Source organism: Kineococcus radiotolerans SRS30216 = ATCC BAA-149 (assembly GCF_000017305.1).
GTDB lineage: Bacteria > Actinomycetota > Actinomycetes > Actinomycetales > Kineococcaceae > Kineococcus > Kineococcus radiotolerans.
Genome location: NC_009664.2, coordinates 1,678,167 through 1,694,494, shown reverse-complemented (window position 1 = coordinate 1,694,494; position 16,328 = coordinate 1,678,167). Strand labels below are relative to the sequence as shown.

General features: G+C 74.1%; 15 protein-coding genes. 11 read left to right on the top strand and 4 right to left on the bottom strand.

The annotated features are described in order from the left end of the window. Positions 1-19 precede the first annotated feature (19 nt). Together uxaC and KRAD_RS08185 are read right to left on the bottom strand one after the other, a co-directional pair. Positions 20-1,441: a glucuronate isomerase gene (gene uxaC / locus KRAD_RS08190; RefSeq protein ID WP_012085086.1), complete on the bottom strand. Its 1,422-nt coding sequence runs from the start codon at positions 1,439-1,441 to the stop codon at positions 20-22. Positions 1,442-1,486: 45 nt separating this feature from the next. Beyond that, entirely contained in the window at positions 1,487-2,845 is a 1,359-nt protein-coding gene (locus KRAD_RS08185; protein ID WP_012085085.1) for a Gfo/Idh/MocA family oxidoreductase, read from the bottom strand. Positions 2,846-3,115: 270 nt separating this feature from the next. On the opposite strand from KRAD_RS08185, the gene KRAD_RS08180 reads away from it, so the two are divergent. From KRAD_RS08180 to KRAD_RS08160, 5 genes are all read left to right on the top strand, one after another. Further along, positions 3,116-4,474 (top strand): ABC transporter substrate-binding protein, encoded by a 1,359-nt coding sequence (locus KRAD_RS08180; protein WP_012085084.1) that lies wholly within the window; start codon positions 3,116-3,118, stop codon positions 4,472-4,474. A 61-nt stretch (positions 4,475-4,535) separates the two neighbouring features. After that, on the top strand, positions 4,536-5,504 hold the full coding sequence (locus tag KRAD_RS08175; RefSeq protein ID WP_012085083.1) for a carbohydrate ABC transporter permease: 969 nt from the start codon (positions 4,536-4,538) through the stop codon (positions 5,502-5,504). After that, the gene (locus KRAD_RS08170; protein WP_012085082.1) at positions 5,504-6,406 is read left to right on the top strand and encodes a carbohydrate ABC transporter permease; all 903 of its coding nucleotides are present in this window, start codon (positions 5,504-5,506) and stop codon (positions 6,404-6,406) included. The genes KRAD_RS08175 and KRAD_RS08170 overlap by 1 nt, the downstream gene beginning before the upstream one ends. Beyond that, the gene (locus KRAD_RS08165; RefSeq protein WP_012085080.1) at positions 6,403-7,119 is read left to right on the top strand and encodes a hypothetical protein; all 717 of its coding nucleotides are present in this window, start codon (positions 6,403-6,405) and stop codon (positions 7,117-7,119) included. The genes KRAD_RS08170 and KRAD_RS08165 overlap by 4 nt, the downstream gene beginning before the upstream one ends. Further along, the gene (locus tag KRAD_RS08160) at positions 7,116-8,267 is read left to right on the top strand and encodes a Gfo/Idh/MocA family protein (RefSeq protein WP_012085079.1); all 1,152 of its coding nucleotides are present in this window, start codon (positions 7,116-7,118) and stop codon (positions 8,265-8,267) included. Before KRAD_RS08165 ends, KRAD_RS08160 begins: the two co-directional genes overlap by 4 nt. On the opposite strand, the gene KRAD_RS08155 is transcribed toward KRAD_RS08160, so the two are convergent. Beyond that, complete coding sequence (locus tag KRAD_RS08155; RefSeq protein WP_041292875.1) at positions 8,257-9,354, bottom strand: Gfo/Idh/MocA family oxidoreductase; 1,098 nt, start codon at positions 9,352-9,354, stop codon at positions 8,257-8,259. The genes KRAD_RS08160 and KRAD_RS08155 overlap by 11 nt on opposite strands. A 276-nt stretch (positions 9,355-9,630) precedes the next feature. Between KRAD_RS08155 and KRAD_RS08150 the strand changes: the two genes are divergently transcribed. From KRAD_RS08150 to arfB, 4 genes are all read left to right on the top strand, one after another. Next, positions 9,631-12,132: an ATP-dependent Clp protease ATP-binding subunit gene (locus KRAD_RS08150; protein ID WP_041291970.1), complete on the top strand. Its 2,502-nt coding sequence runs from the start codon at positions 9,631-9,633 to the stop codon at positions 12,130-12,132. A 74-nt stretch (positions 12,133-12,206) separates the two neighbouring features. Next, positions 12,207-12,749 carry an amino-acid N-acetyltransferase gene (locus KRAD_RS08145; protein ID WP_375791721.1) on the top strand — a complete coding sequence of 181 codons (543 nt, stop codon included), beginning with the start codon at positions 12,207-12,209 and terminating at the stop codon, positions 12,747-12,749. Beyond that, positions 12,746-13,258, top strand: coding sequence for a gluconokinase (locus KRAD_RS08140; protein WP_012085075.1), 513 nt, complete (start codon positions 12,746-12,748; stop codon positions 13,256-13,258). The genes KRAD_RS08145 and KRAD_RS08140 overlap by 4 nt, the downstream gene beginning before the upstream one ends. A 48-nt stretch (positions 13,259-13,306) precedes the next feature. Further along, complete coding sequence (gene arfB, locus KRAD_RS08135) at positions 13,307-13,732, top strand: alternative ribosome rescue aminoacyl-tRNA hydrolase ArfB (RefSeq protein WP_041291969.1); 426 nt, start codon at positions 13,307-13,309, stop codon at positions 13,730-13,732. Between the two features lie 9 nt (positions 13,733-13,741). Here arfB and KRAD_RS08130 read toward each other — a convergent pair whose 3' ends face one another. After that, positions 13,742-14,665, bottom strand: a complete 924-nt coding sequence (locus KRAD_RS08130; RefSeq protein ID WP_012085073.1) for an HhH-GPD family protein — start codon at positions 14,663-14,665, stop codon at positions 13,742-13,744. A gap of 64 nt (positions 14,666-14,729) precedes the next feature. On the opposite strand from KRAD_RS08130, the gene KRAD_RS27495 reads away from it, so the two are divergent. Together KRAD_RS27495 and KRAD_RS08120 are read left to right on the top strand one after the other, a co-directional pair. Beyond that, positions 14,730-15,410 (top strand): DUF4232 domain-containing protein, encoded by a 681-nt coding sequence (locus KRAD_RS27495; protein ID WP_012085071.1) that lies wholly within the window; start codon positions 14,730-14,732, stop codon positions 15,408-15,410. Positions 15,411-15,508: 98 nt separating this feature from the next. Beyond that, positions 15,509-16,315, top strand: coding sequence for a ferritin-like domain-containing protein (locus KRAD_RS08120; RefSeq protein WP_012085070.1), 807 nt, complete (start codon positions 15,509-15,511; stop codon positions 16,313-16,315). Positions 16,316-16,328: the final 13 nt, after the last annotated feature.

The following is a 16,328-nucleotide window of genomic DNA, read 5'->3' as shown; positions in this document are numbered from 1 at the left end:
TGCTGGTGGGGCCGGGGGATCAGGCGCCGCGGGGGGCGTACGCGGTGCGGGGGACGGTGGTGGTGAGGTCCACGGCGGTCTCCACGGCCTCCTCCAGCGAGAGCTGCCCGGAGGCGACGAGGGTGGCGAGGAACCCGCTGTCGACGCGGCGCGACACGTCGTGGCGGGCCGGGATCGAGGCGAAGGCGCGGGTGTCGTCGACGAAGCCGGAGGTGTTGTAGAACCCGGCCGTCTCGGTGACGGCCTCGCGGAAGCGGCGCATGGCCAGGGGGGAGTCCAGGAACCACCACGGCGCCCCCAGGCGCACCGAGGGGTAGGCCCCGGCGAGCGGGGCGAGCTCGCGCGAGAACGTCGTCTCGTCGATGGTGAACAGGACGCAGCGGAACGCCGGGTCGGACCCGAACTCCGACAGCAGCGGGCGCAGGCCGTGGACGAAGTCGACGGCGATCGGGATGTCGAAACCCTTGTCGGAGCCGAACCGCTCGTGGACCGCCGGGTCGTGGTCGCGCAGCACCCCCGGGTGGATCTGCATGACCAGGCCGTCGTCGCGGCTCATGCGGGCCATCTCGAAGAGCATGTGGGCCGCGAACGCCGACGCGTCGGCCGGGCCCACCGCCCCCGCGCGGGCGGCGGCGTAGACGCGCTCGGCGTCGGCGCGCTCCAGCGGGGCGGAGTCCGCGGTGAGGTGGCCGTGGTCGGTGGCCCGCGCGCCCATCGCCGCGAAGTGCGCGCGCCGCTGCCGCAGCGCGGCGAGGAACCCGGCGTAGTCGCCGGTGTCCTCGCCGGAGACCTCCGCGAGCTCCTCCACGTCCCGCTTCCAGCCCGGGCGGCCCAGGTGGACGAGGGCGTCGGGGCGGAAGGTGGGCACGACGGTGCCCGACCAGCCCGAGGCGGCGATGGCGGCGTGGTGCTCCAGCCGGCTGGTGGGAGCGTCGGTCGTGGCCAGCAGCTCCACCCCGAAGGCGTCGAAGAGCGCCCGGGGCCGGAACTCGGGGCTCGCGATGCGCTCGGCGAGCTGGTCGTAGATCTCGTCCGCGGTCTCGGGGGAGGGGTGCACGCGCACCCCGAACACCTCGTGCAGCTCGTGCTCCAGCCAGTACCGGCTGGGGGTGCCGCGGAACAGGTGCCAGCCCGCGCAGAAGCGGCGCCAGATCTCCCGCCCGTCCTGCTCGACGGGCCCGCCGTCGGTGCGGGGCACGCCGAGGTCCTCGGGGCGGGTGCCCTGGGAGACGAGCATGCGGGTCACGTAGTGGTCGGGGACGACGAGCATCCGGGCCGGGTCGTCGAACGGCTCGTCCTCGGCCAGGACCTGCGCCTCGACGTGGCCGTGCATGCTGATGATCGGCAGGTCCCGGACGTGGCCGTAGACCTCCCGGGCCAGCGCGCGCACCCCCGGTTCGGTGGGCAGGAGGCGGTCGTCGTCGAGGGTGAGGGGGCGCACGGGGGTTCTCCGGGGGTTCGCGGGTGGGGTGGGGGCGGTGGCCGCTCAGAGGGCCAGGACGTCGTCCGCGCGCACGGGCAGCCCGGTCTCGAAGGACCGGTTGGCGGCCAGGCCGGTGAGCAGGGACCGCGCCCCGTCGAGCTGGGTGGAGGCCCGGCCCAGCGGGTCCGGCCCCGCGGGGGCGCCGAAGATGTCGGCGAGCATGCGGTCGTCACCGCCGCCGTGCCCGGCGCCGGTGGTGTCGGGCAGCTCCAGCTCCACGGGCCGCTCCCACAGCCGGCGCAGGACCAGACGGGTCCCCGCGCCGGAGTCGGCGTCGGGTCCGTCGACGCCGTGCAGCGCCTCGCCGGGGGCGCGGCCGGCGGTGACCGGGTCGACGAACGCGTTCTCGACGACGTCCAGCTCCAGGCGGCCCCCGCTGCCGTTGAAGACCACGCGGTAGCCCTCCCAGGGGGAGTAGGCGGTGAGGTGGTAGCTCATCGTCGCGCCGCTGCGGTAGCGGACGGCCACGCACATGTCGTCCTCGATGGTCACGCCGGGGGCGAAGACGTTCTGGTCGCGGTGGTAGCCGTCCTCGTGCTCGGCGTCGAGGTAGAGCGCCGTGAGGTTGGGGGAGGAGTCCAGCTGCAGCGCGAAGGGGTCCTCGGCCGCGGCGGGGGCGCCGTGCGCGCGGTCGTAGTCGCGGGCCAGGCCGCGCCGGGCGCCGTTCTCGTCGCCGTAGAAGAACAGCCGGCCCAGGCCGAAGACCGTCTCGGGGGAGGAGGCGATCCACCAGTTGACGAGGTCGAAGTGGTGGGTGGCCTTGTGGACCATGAGCCCGCCGGAGTTGGCCTTGTCGCGGTGCCAGCGCCGGAAGTAGTCGGCCCCGTGGCGGGTGTCGAGCAGCCACTCGAAGTGGACGGAGCCGACCTCGCCGATCGCCCCGGAGGCGATGACCTCGCGGACCTTGGCGTGGGCGGGGTTGTAGCGGTAGTTGAAGGTGACGGTGACCTTGCGCCCGGAGGCCTCCTGGGCGTCGAGGATGCGCCGGCAGCGCTCCGCGTCGATCGTCATGGGCTTCTCGGTGACGACGTCGCACCCCGCCTGCAGCGCGGCGACGATGTAGTGGTCGTGGGTGCTGTCCACCGTCGTGACGACGACCGCGTCGACCCGCTGCTCGGCGAGCATCGTGGTGAAGTCCGCCGCCGCGTAGGTGGGGACGGGGTCGTGGTCGTGGTCGTCGCGCAGCGCCTTGTTGTGGGCGTCCATGCGCGTCTGGTTGACGTCGCAGAACGCCACGAGCTCGCTGCGGTCGGCGTGGGTGCGCGCCAGGGCGCGCACGTACATCTGGGCCCGCCCGCCGAGGCCGACGACGGCGTAGCGGGTGCGGGCGGGGGCCGGGTCGGACGCCGTGGGGACGGTCATGGGGACTCCTCCGCGAGTCGGGGGTGCGGGCCGCCGGAGCGCCTCTGCAAACCTTTGCGGATCAGTCAGCACCCTCCCGGCGGGGCCTGTCAAGCACCGGGCGCGCGTCGGCGCGCGGAGAACGGGACGCGGTGGTCACAGACTGAAAACCTTTGTGGGAACTTGCTGGAAAGCGCTTGACGAGCACGCCCGGCTGTGCCGCAATGGGGCCAGTCACCGGGAACGCAGCGCCGCCGCCGCCGGGCCCGTCACCGATCGAAGGAGATCACGATGACCACCCCCACCGGACGCACCCCGGCCCGCCTCGCCGTCCCCGCGCGCCGCTCCTTCCTCGCCGGCGCCCTCGGCACCTCGGTGCTCGGCCTCGCCGCGTGCGGCGGGAACAGCGACAGCGCCGCCGGCGGCGGCGCGGAAGCGGGCGCCGGCCCCGAGACCACCGAACCCGTCGTCCTCACCGTCGCCTGGTGGGGCGGCCCGGCGCGCGCCGAGAACACCCAGAAGGTGCTCGACCTCTACACCAAGGCCCACCCCAACGTCACGTTCAAGACGCAGTGGCAGGGCTACAGCGGCTACTACGACAAGATCAACACCTCGGCGGCCGGGCGCAACGCGCCGGACATCATCCAGATCGACAACCGCGCCCTGCGCGAGTACGCCAACAAGAGCGTCATCGCCGACCTCACCCCCTGGGTGGGCGGCACCCTGAAGACCGACGCCATCGACCCCAAGCTCATCGACACCGGCGAGGTCGACGGCAAGCTCTACGCGATGCCGCTGGCCTCCAACACCCAGGCCCTGGCCGTCGACGCCACCGTCCTGCAGCCGCTGAACCTGCTGCCCGCGGAGAGCGGCTGGGCCGACTGGGACGAGTTCGCCGCCTGGGCCACGAGCGTCACCACGGCCACCGGCGGCCTGTGGGGGACCCGCGACGAGAGCGCGAACCTCAACTGGCTGGAGTACTGGCTGCGCCAGGGCGGCAAGAACCTCTACGACGGCCAGGCCCTCGGCTTCGGCGAGACCGAGCTCACGGAGTGGTTCACCATGTGGGGCGACCTGCGCGACAGCGGGGGCGCCTCCCCGGCGGAGGTGAGCCAGCCCGCCAACGCCGGCGACATCTCCAAGAACACCGTCGCCACCAAGCAGACGGTCGCCACCTTCTCCTACGACAACCAGCTCACCGAGCTGGCCAAGGCCACCGACCACCAGCTCCAGCTCGTGCCGCTGCCCGGGGACCCCGCCGGCGCCTACGCCCGCCCCTCGCAGTACTTCACCGCCTACGCCCGCGGCAAGAACATCCCCACCGCCGTCGACGTCATCAACTTCTTCGACAACGACCCCGAGGCCGGGGCCGTCCTGGGCACCGAGCGCGGTCTGCCCCCGAACAGCGAGGTCCGCGCGGCCATCGCCCCCGCCTTCAGCGAGCAGCTCAAGTACGTCCTGGAGTTCGACGAGCGGGTCACCGCCACCGCCGGACCCACCCCGCCGGTCCCGGCCCAGGGCGACTCCCAGATCGGCCAGCTGCTCACCTCCGCCGCCGAGAACGTCGCCTTCGGTCGCGCCGAGGCCGGGGCCGCGGCCGCGGAGTTCGTCTCCCAGGCGAACTCGGCCCTGAAGCGCGCCGGCAGCTGAGCCCCCGGGCGACGACATCCCGATGGCACCTCCGACGAAGCACACGGACAGGAGCGTTCCCATGGCCGACACGGCCCACCGCGCGCCGCACGCCGTACCCCGCCGCAGCGCCGGTGCCCAGGTGCGGGGCAGCAGCCCCCGCCGCCGGCGGGAGGCGGTCGCGGGCTACACGTTCCTCATCCCGTGGTTCGTCGGCCTGTTCGGCATCACGCTCTTCCCGATGCTGTACTCGCTCTACCTGAGCTTCACCGACTACGACCTGCTGCAGGCCCCGCAGTGGGTGGGGCTCGAGAACTACGTCCGGATGCTCACCGACGACCCACAGTACTGGAACTCCGTCAAGGCGACGCTGCTGTTCGCGGTCGTCTCGGTGCCGCTGAAGCTCGCCGTCGCCCTCGGGGTCGCCCTGCTGCTCTACCGCGACCGCCGCGGCGTCGGCCTGTACCGGGCGCTGTTCTACGTCCCCTCGCTGCTCGGCGGCAGCGTCGCCATCGCCATCGTGTGGCAGACGCTGTTCGGCGGCCAGGGCGCCATCAACGAGGTCCTCGGCTTCGTCGGGATCGACGGGCGCAGCTGGATCACCAACCCCTCGACGGCGCTGGGCACCCTGGTGCTGCTGGCGGCCTGGCAGTTCGGCGCCCCCATGGTGATCTTCCTGGCCGGCCTCAAGCAGATCCCCACCGAGCTGTTCGAGGCGGGCTCCCTCGACGGCGCCGGCCGGTTCAAGCAGTTCTGGCACATCACCCTGCCGATGCTGTCCCCGGTGCTCTTCTTCAACCTCGTGCTGGAGACCATCGCCGGGTTCCAGGGGTTCACCGCCGCGTTCGTCATCAGCGGCGGCACCGGCGGCCCCGCGGACTCGACGCTGCTCTACACCCTGTACCTGTACCTGCGCGGGTTCGGCGACTTCCAGATGGGCTACGCCTCGGCGATGGCCTGGGGCTTCCTGCTCGTCCTGGGGGTCATCACCGCCATCGTGTTCCGCAGCGGTTCGCTGTGGGTCCACTACGCCGACGAGGGGGAGCACTGATGACCACCGCTCCGAGCACGCTGGCCTCCGCGCCGCTCGCACCGCAGGCCCCCACCGGCGGCCGCCCCGCGCGCGGGCGCGGCGGGATCGTCGCCCACGTCGTCCTGGTGGCCCTGCTGGTCGTCGCGCTGTACCCGATCGTCTACATGATCGGCACGTCGCTGAAGTCCCCGCAGGAGATCTCCAACAACCTCAACGTCCTGCCGGAGTCCTTCACCCCCGGGAACTACGCCGAGGGCTGGTCCGGCATCCCCGGCGTCAGCTTCGCCCGGTTCTTCGCCAACAGCGTCGTCGTCTCCGCCGGCGTGGTCATCGGCAACGTCGTCTCCTGCGCGCTGGCCGCCTACGCCTTCGCCCGGCTGCGCTTCCCGCTGCGGGGGCTGTGGTTCGCGCTGATGATCGGCACGCTGCTGCTGCCGCACCACGTGCTCGTCGTCCCCCAGTACGTCCTGTTCAACGCCCTCGGCTGGGTCAACACCCCGCTGCCGCTCATCGTCCCGAAGTTCCTCGCGACGGACGCGTTCTTCATCTTCCTCATGGTCCAGTTCATGCGCGGCATCCCGCGCACCCTGGACGAGGCCGCCTCCATCGACGGGTGCGGGCCGTTCGCCACGTTCTTCCGGATCGTGCTCCCGCTGAGCAAGCCCGCCCTGGTCACGACGACGGTCTTCTCGTTCATCCAGACCTGGAACGACTTCTTCTCCCAGCTGGTCTACCTCAACGACATCACCCGCTACACGCTGCCCATCGGCCTGCGGCTCTTCCTGGACTCCTCCGGGCAGAACGCCATCGGCCCGATGTTCGCGATGTCCGTCCTCAGCCTGGTCCCGGTGTTCCTCTTCTTCCTCGTCTTCCAGCGGCTCATCGTCGAGGGCATCAACACCAGCGGGATCAAGGGGTGAGCGCCCCCGTGGCGACCGCCCCGCGGGCCCGGCGCCGCCGCGCCCCCGAGGCCACCGGGTCCGGCAGCGGCTGGAAGGAGCAGGTCCGGCGCATCTCCGAGCTGTGCCTGCTCGGGGTCGTCGCGGCCCTGCTCAGCCTCTGCGTGCTGCCCCTGGGCGCCGTCGTCGCGGCCGTGTCGCGGGCGGTGGGGCACTGGGCCGACACCGACGACCTGCCGCCCTGGTCCGAGACCGCCCGCGAGTTCGGCCGCCGCTTCCTGCCCGGCGTCCCCGTCGGCGTCGCCACCCTCCTCGCCGGGTGGCTCGTCGCCGTCGAGCTGGGCCTGCTGCGCTCGGGGACCGTCCCCGGCGGCGACCTCGCCGCCGGCGCGCTGCTCGTCGTCGTCGCCGTCCTGCTGGCCGCCGTCCTGCTCGGGATCCCGCAGCTCGCCGACGGTCCCGCCGGGCGCGGCTGGCGGCCCGCGCTGGCCGGGGGCTGGCTGGCGCTGCGCCGCGTCCCGCTGGCCGGTGCGGCCGCCCTGGCCGTCACGGCCGTGGCCGCGCTGCTCGCCCTCACCCTGCCCGGGGTGTTCCTGGTCCTGCCCGCGCTGTGGGTGCTGTCGCTGCACGCCGTGCACCGCCGGCTGGTGCTCCCGCGCCTCGTCCCCGCCACCGCCGACACCGCCGACGCGGCCGACGCCGGGGGGTCCGGGGCGGGCGGGCCAGGGCGGTGAGCGCGCCGCGCGTCCTGCTCGTGGGCGCCCACGGGCACGGGCGCGGGCACCTGCAGCGGCTGCGCCGCTTCGCCGACGCCGGCCGCCTGGAGCTCGCCGGCGTCTGCGACACCACCGCCCCCGACCCGGAGCTGGCCGCGCTGTCGGGAACGGCCCCCTGGACCGACGACCTCGACGTGGCCCTGCGCCGCGCCCGTCCCGACGTCGTCGTCGTGGTCACCCCCATCCCCACCCACGCCCCCATCGGGCTGGCCGCCCTCGCCGCCGGGGCCGACCTGCTGCTGGAGAAGCCGCCCACGGCCACCTGGGCGGAGTTCCAGCAGCTCCAGCGGGCCGCCGCGGCCGCCGGGCGCAGCGTGCAGGTCGGCTTCCAGAGCCTCGGGTCGCAGGCGCTGCCCGCCGTCGTCGCCGACGTCGCGGCCGGGCGCATCGGCACCCTGCGCGGCATCGGCGCCACCGGCACCTGGCAGCGCGGCAGCGGCTACTGGGACCGCGCCCCCTGGGCGGGACGGCGCACCCTGGACGGCCGCCCCGTCGTCGACGGCGCCCTCACCAACCCCTTCGCGCACGCGGTGGCCACCGCGCTGCGCCTGGACGGCAGCGAGGACGCCGACTCGCTGACCTCCGTGGAGCTGGAGCTGCACCGCGCCAACCCCATCGAGGCGGACGACACCTCCTGCCTGCGGCTGCGGACCGCGCGGGGGACGACGGTCGTCGTCGCCGTCACCCTGTGCGCCGCCACCGCCCGCGAACCCGCTGTCGTCCTGCACGGCAGCCGCGGCACCGCCACGGTGCGCTACACCCGCGACGAGGTGACCTGGTCGACCCCGGAGGGGACGGCGGTGGAGCAGCACACCCGCCGCGACCTGCTGGAGGACCTGCTGGCGCACCGCGAGGACCCGGCCGCGCCGCTGCTGGTGCCGCTGGAGCGCACCGCCGCCTTCGCCACCGTCCTGGAGGCCGTGCGCACCGCGCCCGACCCGCGGCCGGTGCCGCCGGAGCTCGTGGAGGTCCTGGACGAGGAGGACGGCCAGCGCCGCGTCGTGCGCGGGGTCGACGAGCTGGTGGCCGCCGCCGCGCAGCGGCTGGCGACCTTCTCCGAGCTGGACCCCCGCTGGGCCCCCGCCGCAGCGCCGGTCACCGGCTGAGCGCCGCCGCCCACGCCTCCTGCGCGGTGACGACGGGCCCGCCGGCGGCCAGGGACGCGCCGATCGCCAGCCCGAGGAGGTGGTCCTGGGCCGCCTCCGCCAGCGGGTAGGGCCCCGGCGCCTCGCCCCGCCCCCACGCGGCGGCCCGCAGCAGCAGCTCCGTCACCGCGATCTCCTCGTCGGAGAGCCGGGCGCCGGCGAAGGGGTTGCGGAACAGGACCCGCCCGTCGAGGGCGAGGTGGTCCAGGTCCGCGCCCTGCAGGTCCTGGTGCTGCCCGGTCTGGCGCCGCTCGATCGAGGAGGTCAGCACCGTCACCGGGTCCGCCAGCCGGACCAGGCGGTCGTCGACCAGCTCGCCGGCGCTGCCGCGGACGACCAGCCGACGCGCGCGCAGCGGGTTGCGGGTCTGGGTCTCGGTGAAGTCGTACAGCGCGCTGCGGCCGTCGCCGAAGTCCAGGGTCGCCACCGTCGTCACCTGCGGGCGCTCGTGGGCGCTGCCGGTCCACCCGGCGCGGGTGATCGGGTCGGCCAGCGGGGCCGTCGTCGCGGTCGCCACCACCCGCGCCGGGCGTGCGCCCACCCCGAGGAACCCGCGCAGCAGCGCGGCGGCGTGGTGCAGCTGCGTGGAGGAGACCTGCACCGACGTCGGCGTCCCCAGCAGCCCGCGGCGGACCACCTCCGCGCGCGCCGCGTTGTGGGGGGAGAGCGGGTACTGCTCCGCGACCTGCACGCGCCCGGAGGGCCCCACCGCCTCCCACAGCGCGCGCAGCCCGGCCAGGTCCGCGGCCGGGGGCGTCTCGGTCAGCACGGCCGCGCCGCGCCCGGCCAGCTCCCGCACCAGGCCGGGGGCGGCGGCCGGGGGCACCGAGACCACGACGACGTCGGGCGCGGCGCGCAGCAGGCCGTCGAGGTCGCGGTGGACGGGCAGGCCGCGGCGGGTCGCGGCGGCCGCGCTCGCCTCGCCGCGGGCCAGGACCCCCGTCACCTCGAACAGCTCCGGCAGCCGGCGCAGCAGGTCCAGGTGCAGGCCGGCGCGGAAGCCGCCGCCGGTCAGGGCGAGGCGGGCCGGCCGCGGGGGAGCGCTCACCGGGGGGACGCTAGGGCCGGCGGGGGTGCCGCGCGAGCCCCGCGCGAGCCCCGCGCGGCGGCGCACGGGCGGACCTGAGCGGCTACGCCACCAGCGAACGAGGTGGCGGAACACCGGGTCCGGGGCGCAGGTTGGACAGGACAACCGGGCTCAGACCGCCTCACCGCCCCTCGGCCGACGCCGACGGGCGTGAAGCTGTCGGAGGTCGGGTCTAGCATCGGAATGGTTCGTGGGGGACTTGCTCCTTCGGACCCGACCACCCGCGAGGAGCGCCGCATGTTCGAGAGGTTCACCGACCGCGCCCGACGGGTCGTCGTCCTGGCCCAAGAAGAGGCCCGGATGCTCAACCACAACTACATCGGGACCGAGCACATCCTGCTCGGCCTGATCCACGAGGGCGAAGGCGTCGCCGCCAAGGCCCTCGAGTCGCTGGGCATCTCCCTGGACGCCGTCCGCGAGCAGGTCCAGGAGATCATCGGGCAGGGCCAGCAGGCCCCGTCCGGTCACATCCCCTTCACCCCCCGGGCCAAGAAGGTCCTGGAGCTGTCCCTACGCGAAGCGCTGCAGCTGGGGCACAACTACATCGGCACCGAGCACATCCTGCTCGGGCTGATCCGCGAGGGCGAGGGCGTCGCCGCGCAGGTCCTGGTCAAGCTCGGCGCGGACCTCAACCGCGTCCGCCAGCAGGTCATCCAGCTGCTGTCGGGCTACCAGGGCAAGGAGCCCGCGACGTCCGGCGGCCCGCAGGAGGGCACCCCGTCCGGCTCGCTGGTCCTCGACCAGTTCGGCCGTAACCTGACCCAGGCCGCCCGCGAGGGCAAGCTGGACCCGGTCATCGGCCGCGACCCGCAGATCGAGCGCGTCATGCAGGTGCTGTCGCGCCGCACCAAGAACAACCCGATCCTCATCGGCGAGCCCGGCGTGGGCAAGACCGCCGTCGTCGAGGGGCTCGCGCAGTCCGTCGTGCGCGGCGAGGTGCCCGAGACGCTCAAGGACAAGCAGATCTACACCCTGGACCTCGGCGCCCTGGTCGCCGGGTCGCGCTACCGCGGTGACTTCGAGGAGCGCCTGCGCAAGGTGCTGAAGGAGATCCGCACCCGCGGCGACATCATCCTGTTCATCGACGAGATCCACACCCTCGTCGGGGCCGGGGCGGCCGAGGGCGCGATCGACGCCGCCAGCATCCTCAAGCCGATGCTGGCCCGCGGTGAGCTGCAGACCATCGGGGCGACGACCCTCGACGAGTTCCGCAAGCACATCGAGAAGGACCCGGCGCTGGAGCGCCGCTTCCAGCCGATCCAGGTCCCCGAGCCCACGCTGGCGCACGCCATCGAGATCCTCAAGGGCCTGCGCGACCGCTACGAGGCCCACCACCGCGTCTCGATCACCGACGCCGCCCTGGTGGCGGCGGCGACGCTGGCCGACCGCTACGTCAACGACCGCTACCTGCCGGACAAGGCGATCGACCTGATCGACGAGGCCGGGGCCCGGTTGCGGATCCGCCGCATGACCGCACCGCCGGACCTGCGCGAGTTCGACGAGCGCATCGCCGACGTGCGCCGGGAGAAGGAGTCCGCGATCGACGCGCAGGACTTCGAGAAGGCCGCCTCCCTGCGCGACAACGAGAAGAAGCTGCTGGCGCAGAAGGGCGAGCGCGAGAAGCAGTGGAAGTCCGGCGACATGGACGTCATCGCCGAGGTCGACGAGGAGCTGATCGCGGAGGTCCTCGCCGTCTCCACCGGCATCCCCGTCGTCCGGCTCACCGAGGAGGAGTCCACCCGACTCCTCAACATGGAAGCCGAGCTGCACAAGCGCGTCATCGGCCAGAACGACGCCATCAAGGCGTTGTCGCAGGCCATCCGCCGCACCCGCGCGGGGTTGAAGGACCCCAAGCGTCCCGGCGGGTCGTTCATCTTCGCCGGCCCCACCGGGGTGGGCAAGACCGAGCTGGCCAAGGCGCTGGCGGAGTTCCTCTTCGGTGAGGAGGACGCCCTCATCCAGCTGGACATGAGCGAGTTCTCCGAGAAGCACACCGTCTCGCGCCTGTTCGGCTCCCCTCCCGGCTACGTGGGCTACGAGGAGGGCGGGCAGCTGACGGAGAAGGTCCGCCGCAAGCCGTTCAGCGTGGTCCTCTTCGACGAGGTGGAGAAGGCGCACCCGGACATCTTCAACTCGCTGCTGCAGATCCTGGAGGACGGTCGCCTGACCGACTCCCAGGGCCGGATGGTCGACTTCAAGAACACCGTCATCATCATGACGACGAACCTCGGCACCCGGGACATCTCCAAGGGCGTCGGCACGGGGTTCGCCGCCGGGTCGCAGACCCAGCAGACGAACTACGAGCGGATGAAGTCGAAGGTCAACGACGAGCTGAAGCAGCACTTCCGCCCGGAGTTCCTCAACCGCGTCGATGACATCGTCGTGTTCCCGCAGCTGACGCAGGAGGAGATCGTCCAGATCGTCGACCTGTTCATCAAGCGGGTGGACGACCGGCTCAAGGACAAGGACATGGGCATCGAGCTCACGCCGTCGGCGAAGGTCCTGCTGGCGACGAAGGGCTACGACCCGGTCCTGGGGGCGCGTCCGCTGCGGCGCACCATCCAGCGCGACATCGAGGACGTCCTGTCCGAGAAGATCCTCTTCGGGGACCTGCGCGCCGGGCAGATCGTGTCCGTCGACACCGAGGGGGAGGGGACCGAGCAGAAGTTCACCTTCGAGGGCACCTCGAAGGAGGACGTGCCCGAGCCCGTCTCCTTCACCAAGAGCGTCGAGGACTGATCCCGCACCGCTGACGACGGCCCGGCACCCCACGGGGGTGCCGGGCCGTCGTGCGTCCGGGCCGGTCTGCGAGGATCACCGGCGTGTCCGAGAGTCCCGGGGTCGTGGTCCGTCCCGCCCGCACGGCGGACGTGCCCGCCGTGCGAGCCCTCGTCGAGGAGTACGCCCGCCAGCGCATCCTGCTCGGCAAGGAGCTCATCACCCTCTACGAGGCCGTCCAGGAGTTCGTCGTCGCCGAGCTCGACGGCCGGGTCGTGGGGTGCGGGGCGATCCACGTCCTGTGGGAGGACCTCGCCGAGATCCGCACCCTCGCCGTCCACCCCGACGCCCGGGGGACGGGCACCGGGGGGCGGGTCCTGGAGGAGCTGCTGCGCCGGGCCGACGACCTGGGCGTGACCCGGCTGTTCTGCCTCACCTTCGAGACGGCCTTCTTCGAGCGCCACGGCTTCGTCGAGATCGAGGGCACGCCGGTCGAGCCGGAGGTCTACGCCGAGATGCTGCGCAGCCACGACGAGGGGGTCGCGGAGTTCCTCGACCTGGCCCGCGTCAAGCCGAACACGCTGGGCAACAGCAGGATGCTGCGGGTCCTGCCCGCCGCGGGGGGAGGAGACCGGTGAGCGCGGGCAGCACCACGACCGTCGTCGTCATGGGCGTCTCCGGCGGCGGGAAGACCACCGTGGCCGAGGGGATCGCCGCGGCCCGGGGATGGGCCTTCGCCGAGGGCGACGAGTTCCACTCCCCGGCGAACGTCGCCAAGATGGCCTCCGGCACGCCGCTCACCGACGAGGACCGCTGGCCCTGGCTGCGGTCCATCGCCGCCTGGATCGCCGCCCGCGAGGAGGCCGGGGAATCCGTCGTCGTGACCTGCTCGGCGCTCAAGCGCGCTTACCGGGACCTGCTGGCGCGGGACAACCCGTCGGTGGTGTTCTGCGAGCTGGAGGTGCCCACGGAGGTCCTCGCGCAGCGCCTGGCCCAGCGCGAGGGCCACTACATGCCGGCGTCGCTGCTGCGCAGCCAGCTCGACACCCTCGAGGGCCTGCAGCCCGACGAGCGGGGTTTCCGGGTCCCGGTGCGGGGCGGCCCCGACCGCGTCCTCGCCGAGGTGCTGAGCCGCGTTCCGGCCTGAACCGGGGCCGGGCGGGAGCCGCCGCGGGCGGTGGGGGAGGGTGGGGCCGTGGACGGGGACCTCGTGGTGAACCGCCGGGTGCGGATCCCGGCGGCGGAGCTGCACGAGCGGTTCTCCCGCTCCAGCGGACCCGGGGGCCAGGGCGTGAACACGACCGACTCCCGCGTCGAGCTGTCCTTCGACCTCGCCCGTTCCCCGTCGGTGCCCGAGGACCTGCGCGAGCGGGCGCTGGAGCGCCTGGCGGGCCGGCTCGTCGAGGGGACCCTCACCGTCGCCGCCTCCGAGCACCGGGCCCAGCTGCGCAACCGCGCCGCGGCGGCCGAGCGCCTGCGCAGCCAGCTCGCCGCGGCCTTCGCCCCGGCCCCCGCCCAGCGCCGCCCGACCCGGCCCACCCGCGGTTCCCAGCGCCGCCGGCTGGAGACCAAGCGCCAGCGCAGCGACGTCAAGCGCCTGCGCCGCTCCACCGACGACTGACGCCCGCCCTCAGGAGCGGGGGAGGGTGAAGCGGCCGTCGTCCAGGGGTTCGACCAGCCCGTCGGCCACCAGCCCGTCCAGGCACCGCTCCCGCTGGGCCGCGTCCGCCCAGCAGCCCGCGAGCACCGCCGCCTCCACCGGGCCCGCGCTCTCGCGCAGCACCGCCAGCAGCTTCCCGCGGACCTGACGGTCCGTCCCGGCCCACGCCTGCCCGCGGCGGACCGGGCCGGTGTGCGCGGGACGGCCGGCGAGCACCCACGCGCAGCGGTCCAGCAGCGGGCAGGCGTCGCACCGCGGGGCGCGGGCCGTGCAGACCAGGGCGCCCAGCTCCATGACGGCCACCGCCCACCGCGCCGCGGTCCCCTCGTCCTCGGGCAGCAGCTCCACGGCCAGCCGGTTCTCCGCCGCGGTCAGGGCCGCCGCCGGTTCGGCCGCGCCCGTGACGGCGCGGGCGTGCACGCGCCGCACGTTGGTGTCCACGACGGCGTGGCGCTGCCCGAAGGCGAACGACGCCACCGCCGCGGCCGTGTAGGTCCCCACCCCGGGCAGGGCCAGCAGCCGCGCGTGGTCGTCGGGGACCCGCCCGCCGTGCTCGTCGCGGATCGCGACGGCCGCGGCGTGCAGGCGCAGGGCCCGCCGCGGGTAGCCCAGCCGGTCCCACATCCGCACCGCCTCGCCCGGCGGCTCCGCGGCCAGGTCGCCCGGTGCCGGCCACCGCGCCAGCCACGCCTCCCACCGGGGCAGCACCCGCGCCACCGGCGTCTGCTGCAGCATGACCTCGCTGACCAGGACGCCCCACGGGGAACAGCCCGGGGCGCGCCACGGCAGGTCGCGGGCGTGGGCGTCGTACCAGGTCAGGACCCGCTCGTGGAGGTCGGCGACGGGGGCGGGGCGGGTGGGGGTGGGAGTGGCGGGGGCCCGGCGGGGTGTCATCGCGCAGGATCGTCGCACGGCGCGCCTCCCCGGCGGTGACACCCCCGCGGCTACCCTCCACCCGGTGAGCAGCGTCCTGCACCCGGTCGGTCCGGAGGGGGAGGGCACCTACTGGCGTCGTCGCCTGGTGGCCGTCGTCGTCCTGCTCGTCGTCGTGGCGCTGGCCGTCCTCGGGATCCGCGCCCTCACGAGGTCCCCCGAGGACGCCGCCGCGCAGGGCCGGAAGATCGACCCCAGCCAGGTCGCCTCCACGCTCACCGGGTCACCCACCGGGAGCCCCACCGGGGCCACCGGCACCCCCACCGAGGACCCGACGGGCAGCCCCAGCGCCTCGCCGACCTCCACCGGCCCCGTCAGCCCCTGCGAAGGGGCCGCGCTCGCGGTGACGCTCACCTCCGACGCCACCACCTACGGGCCCGGGAAGACCCCCAAGCTCGTCCTCACCGTGCGGAACACCTCCGAGACCGCCTGCTCGGCGGAGATCGGCAGCGCGACGCGGACCTTCGTCGCGACCGACGCCGCCGGCGCCCAGGTGTGGTCCACCGCCGACTGCCAGTCCTCCACGGCCTCGCAGGTCTACACCCTGGAGCCGGGCGGGTCGCGCTCGATGTCGGTGACGTGGTCGCGGATGCGCTCCACCGCCGGCTGCCCCGACGGGCAGGCCGCCGTCGAACCCGGCGGCTACACCGTCACCGGGTCGTGGAACGGGACCACCGCCGCGCCGCTGGCGGTGTCGCTGGGCTGAGCCCCTCCCGCGGCCCGGCGGCCGGCGTCCGGACGGGCGGGGTCGTCCCGGCCGTGGCAGGTTGGCGGGACCGGACGGACGACACGGAGGAGTGCACGATGTTCGAACGCCTGAACACCCCTGAGCAGATCTTCAGCTACAAGCTGGGGGCGGCCCTCACCATGGAGAAGGACACCCTGGCCATGCTGGGTGACCTCCAGGGCGAGGCGCGCCGCCCGGAGCTCAAGGCGCTGCTCGCCGAGCACGCCGAGGAGACCCGCCAGCAGATCACCGTCCTCGAGCAGTGCTTCGCCCTGCTGGGCGAGGAGGTCGACGACTCCCCGTGCCCGGTGACCAAGGCGCTGGCGGCCGAGGCCAAGGCCAACCTCAAGAAGACCGACGACTCCCTCGTCGACGCCGTCATCCTCGCCGGGGCGCTGGAGACCGAGTACCACGAGCAGGCCGTCTACGAGACGCTGCTGATCCACGCCCGCGCCCGCGGCGCGGCGCCCGTCGCCGCGCTGCTCGAGACCAACCTCGCCACCGAGCGCGACGCCGGCGCCAAGGTGAAGGCCATGGCCGAGCGCATCGCCACCACCGGTGTCGCCGTCCCCGTCGAGGGGATGAGCGGCGGCGTCAAGGCCGGCCTCGTCGCCGGGGCCGCCGCCGCCGTGGGCGTCGCCGCCGCAGCGGCCTCGAAGGTCGCCGAGCACCGGGCCGAGGACGCGGCCGCGGCCGCGGGCGCCCGCTCCCTGGTGGAGCACCCCGTCGAGACCGCCCCCGTCACCGGTGTGACGGACCCGGGCGCAGTCGTGGAGCCCGGCGTCTCGACGGTGGGCGCCACGACGACCACCGGGGCCGAGCCGTTCAACGACGACGCGCTGGAGGAGCGCATCGCCGAGAGCGAGCACCGCGCGCACCCCTGAGCCGCGCCGGGGC

Coding starts and splice junctions, on each gene's coding strand:
- KRAD_RS08120 (WP_012085070.1), top strand. CDS start 15,509: ATGTTCGAACGCCTGAACACCCCTGAGCAGATCTTCAGCTACAAGCTG.
- KRAD_RS08150 (WP_041291970.1), top strand. CDS start 9,631: ATGTTCGAGAGGTTCACCGACCGCGCCCGACGGGTCGTCGTCCTGGCC.
- KRAD_RS08180 (WP_012085084.1), top strand. CDS start 3,116: ATGACCACCCCCACCGGACGCACCCCGGCCCGCCTCGCCGTCCCCGCG.
- KRAD_RS08175 (WP_012085083.1), top strand. CDS start 4,536: ATGGCCGACACGGCCCACCGCGCGCCGCACGCCGTACCCCGCCGCAGC.
- KRAD_RS08185 (WP_012085085.1), bottom strand. CDS start 2,845: ATGACCGTCCCCACGGCGTCCGACCCGGCCCCCGCCCGCACCCGCTAC.
- KRAD_RS08170 (WP_012085082.1), top strand. CDS start 5,504: ATGACCACCGCTCCGAGCACGCTGGCCTCCGCGCCGCTCGCACCGCAG.
- KRAD_RS08130 (WP_012085073.1), bottom strand. CDS start 14,665: ATGACACCCCGCCGGGCCCCCGCCACTCCCACCCCCACCCGCCCCGCC.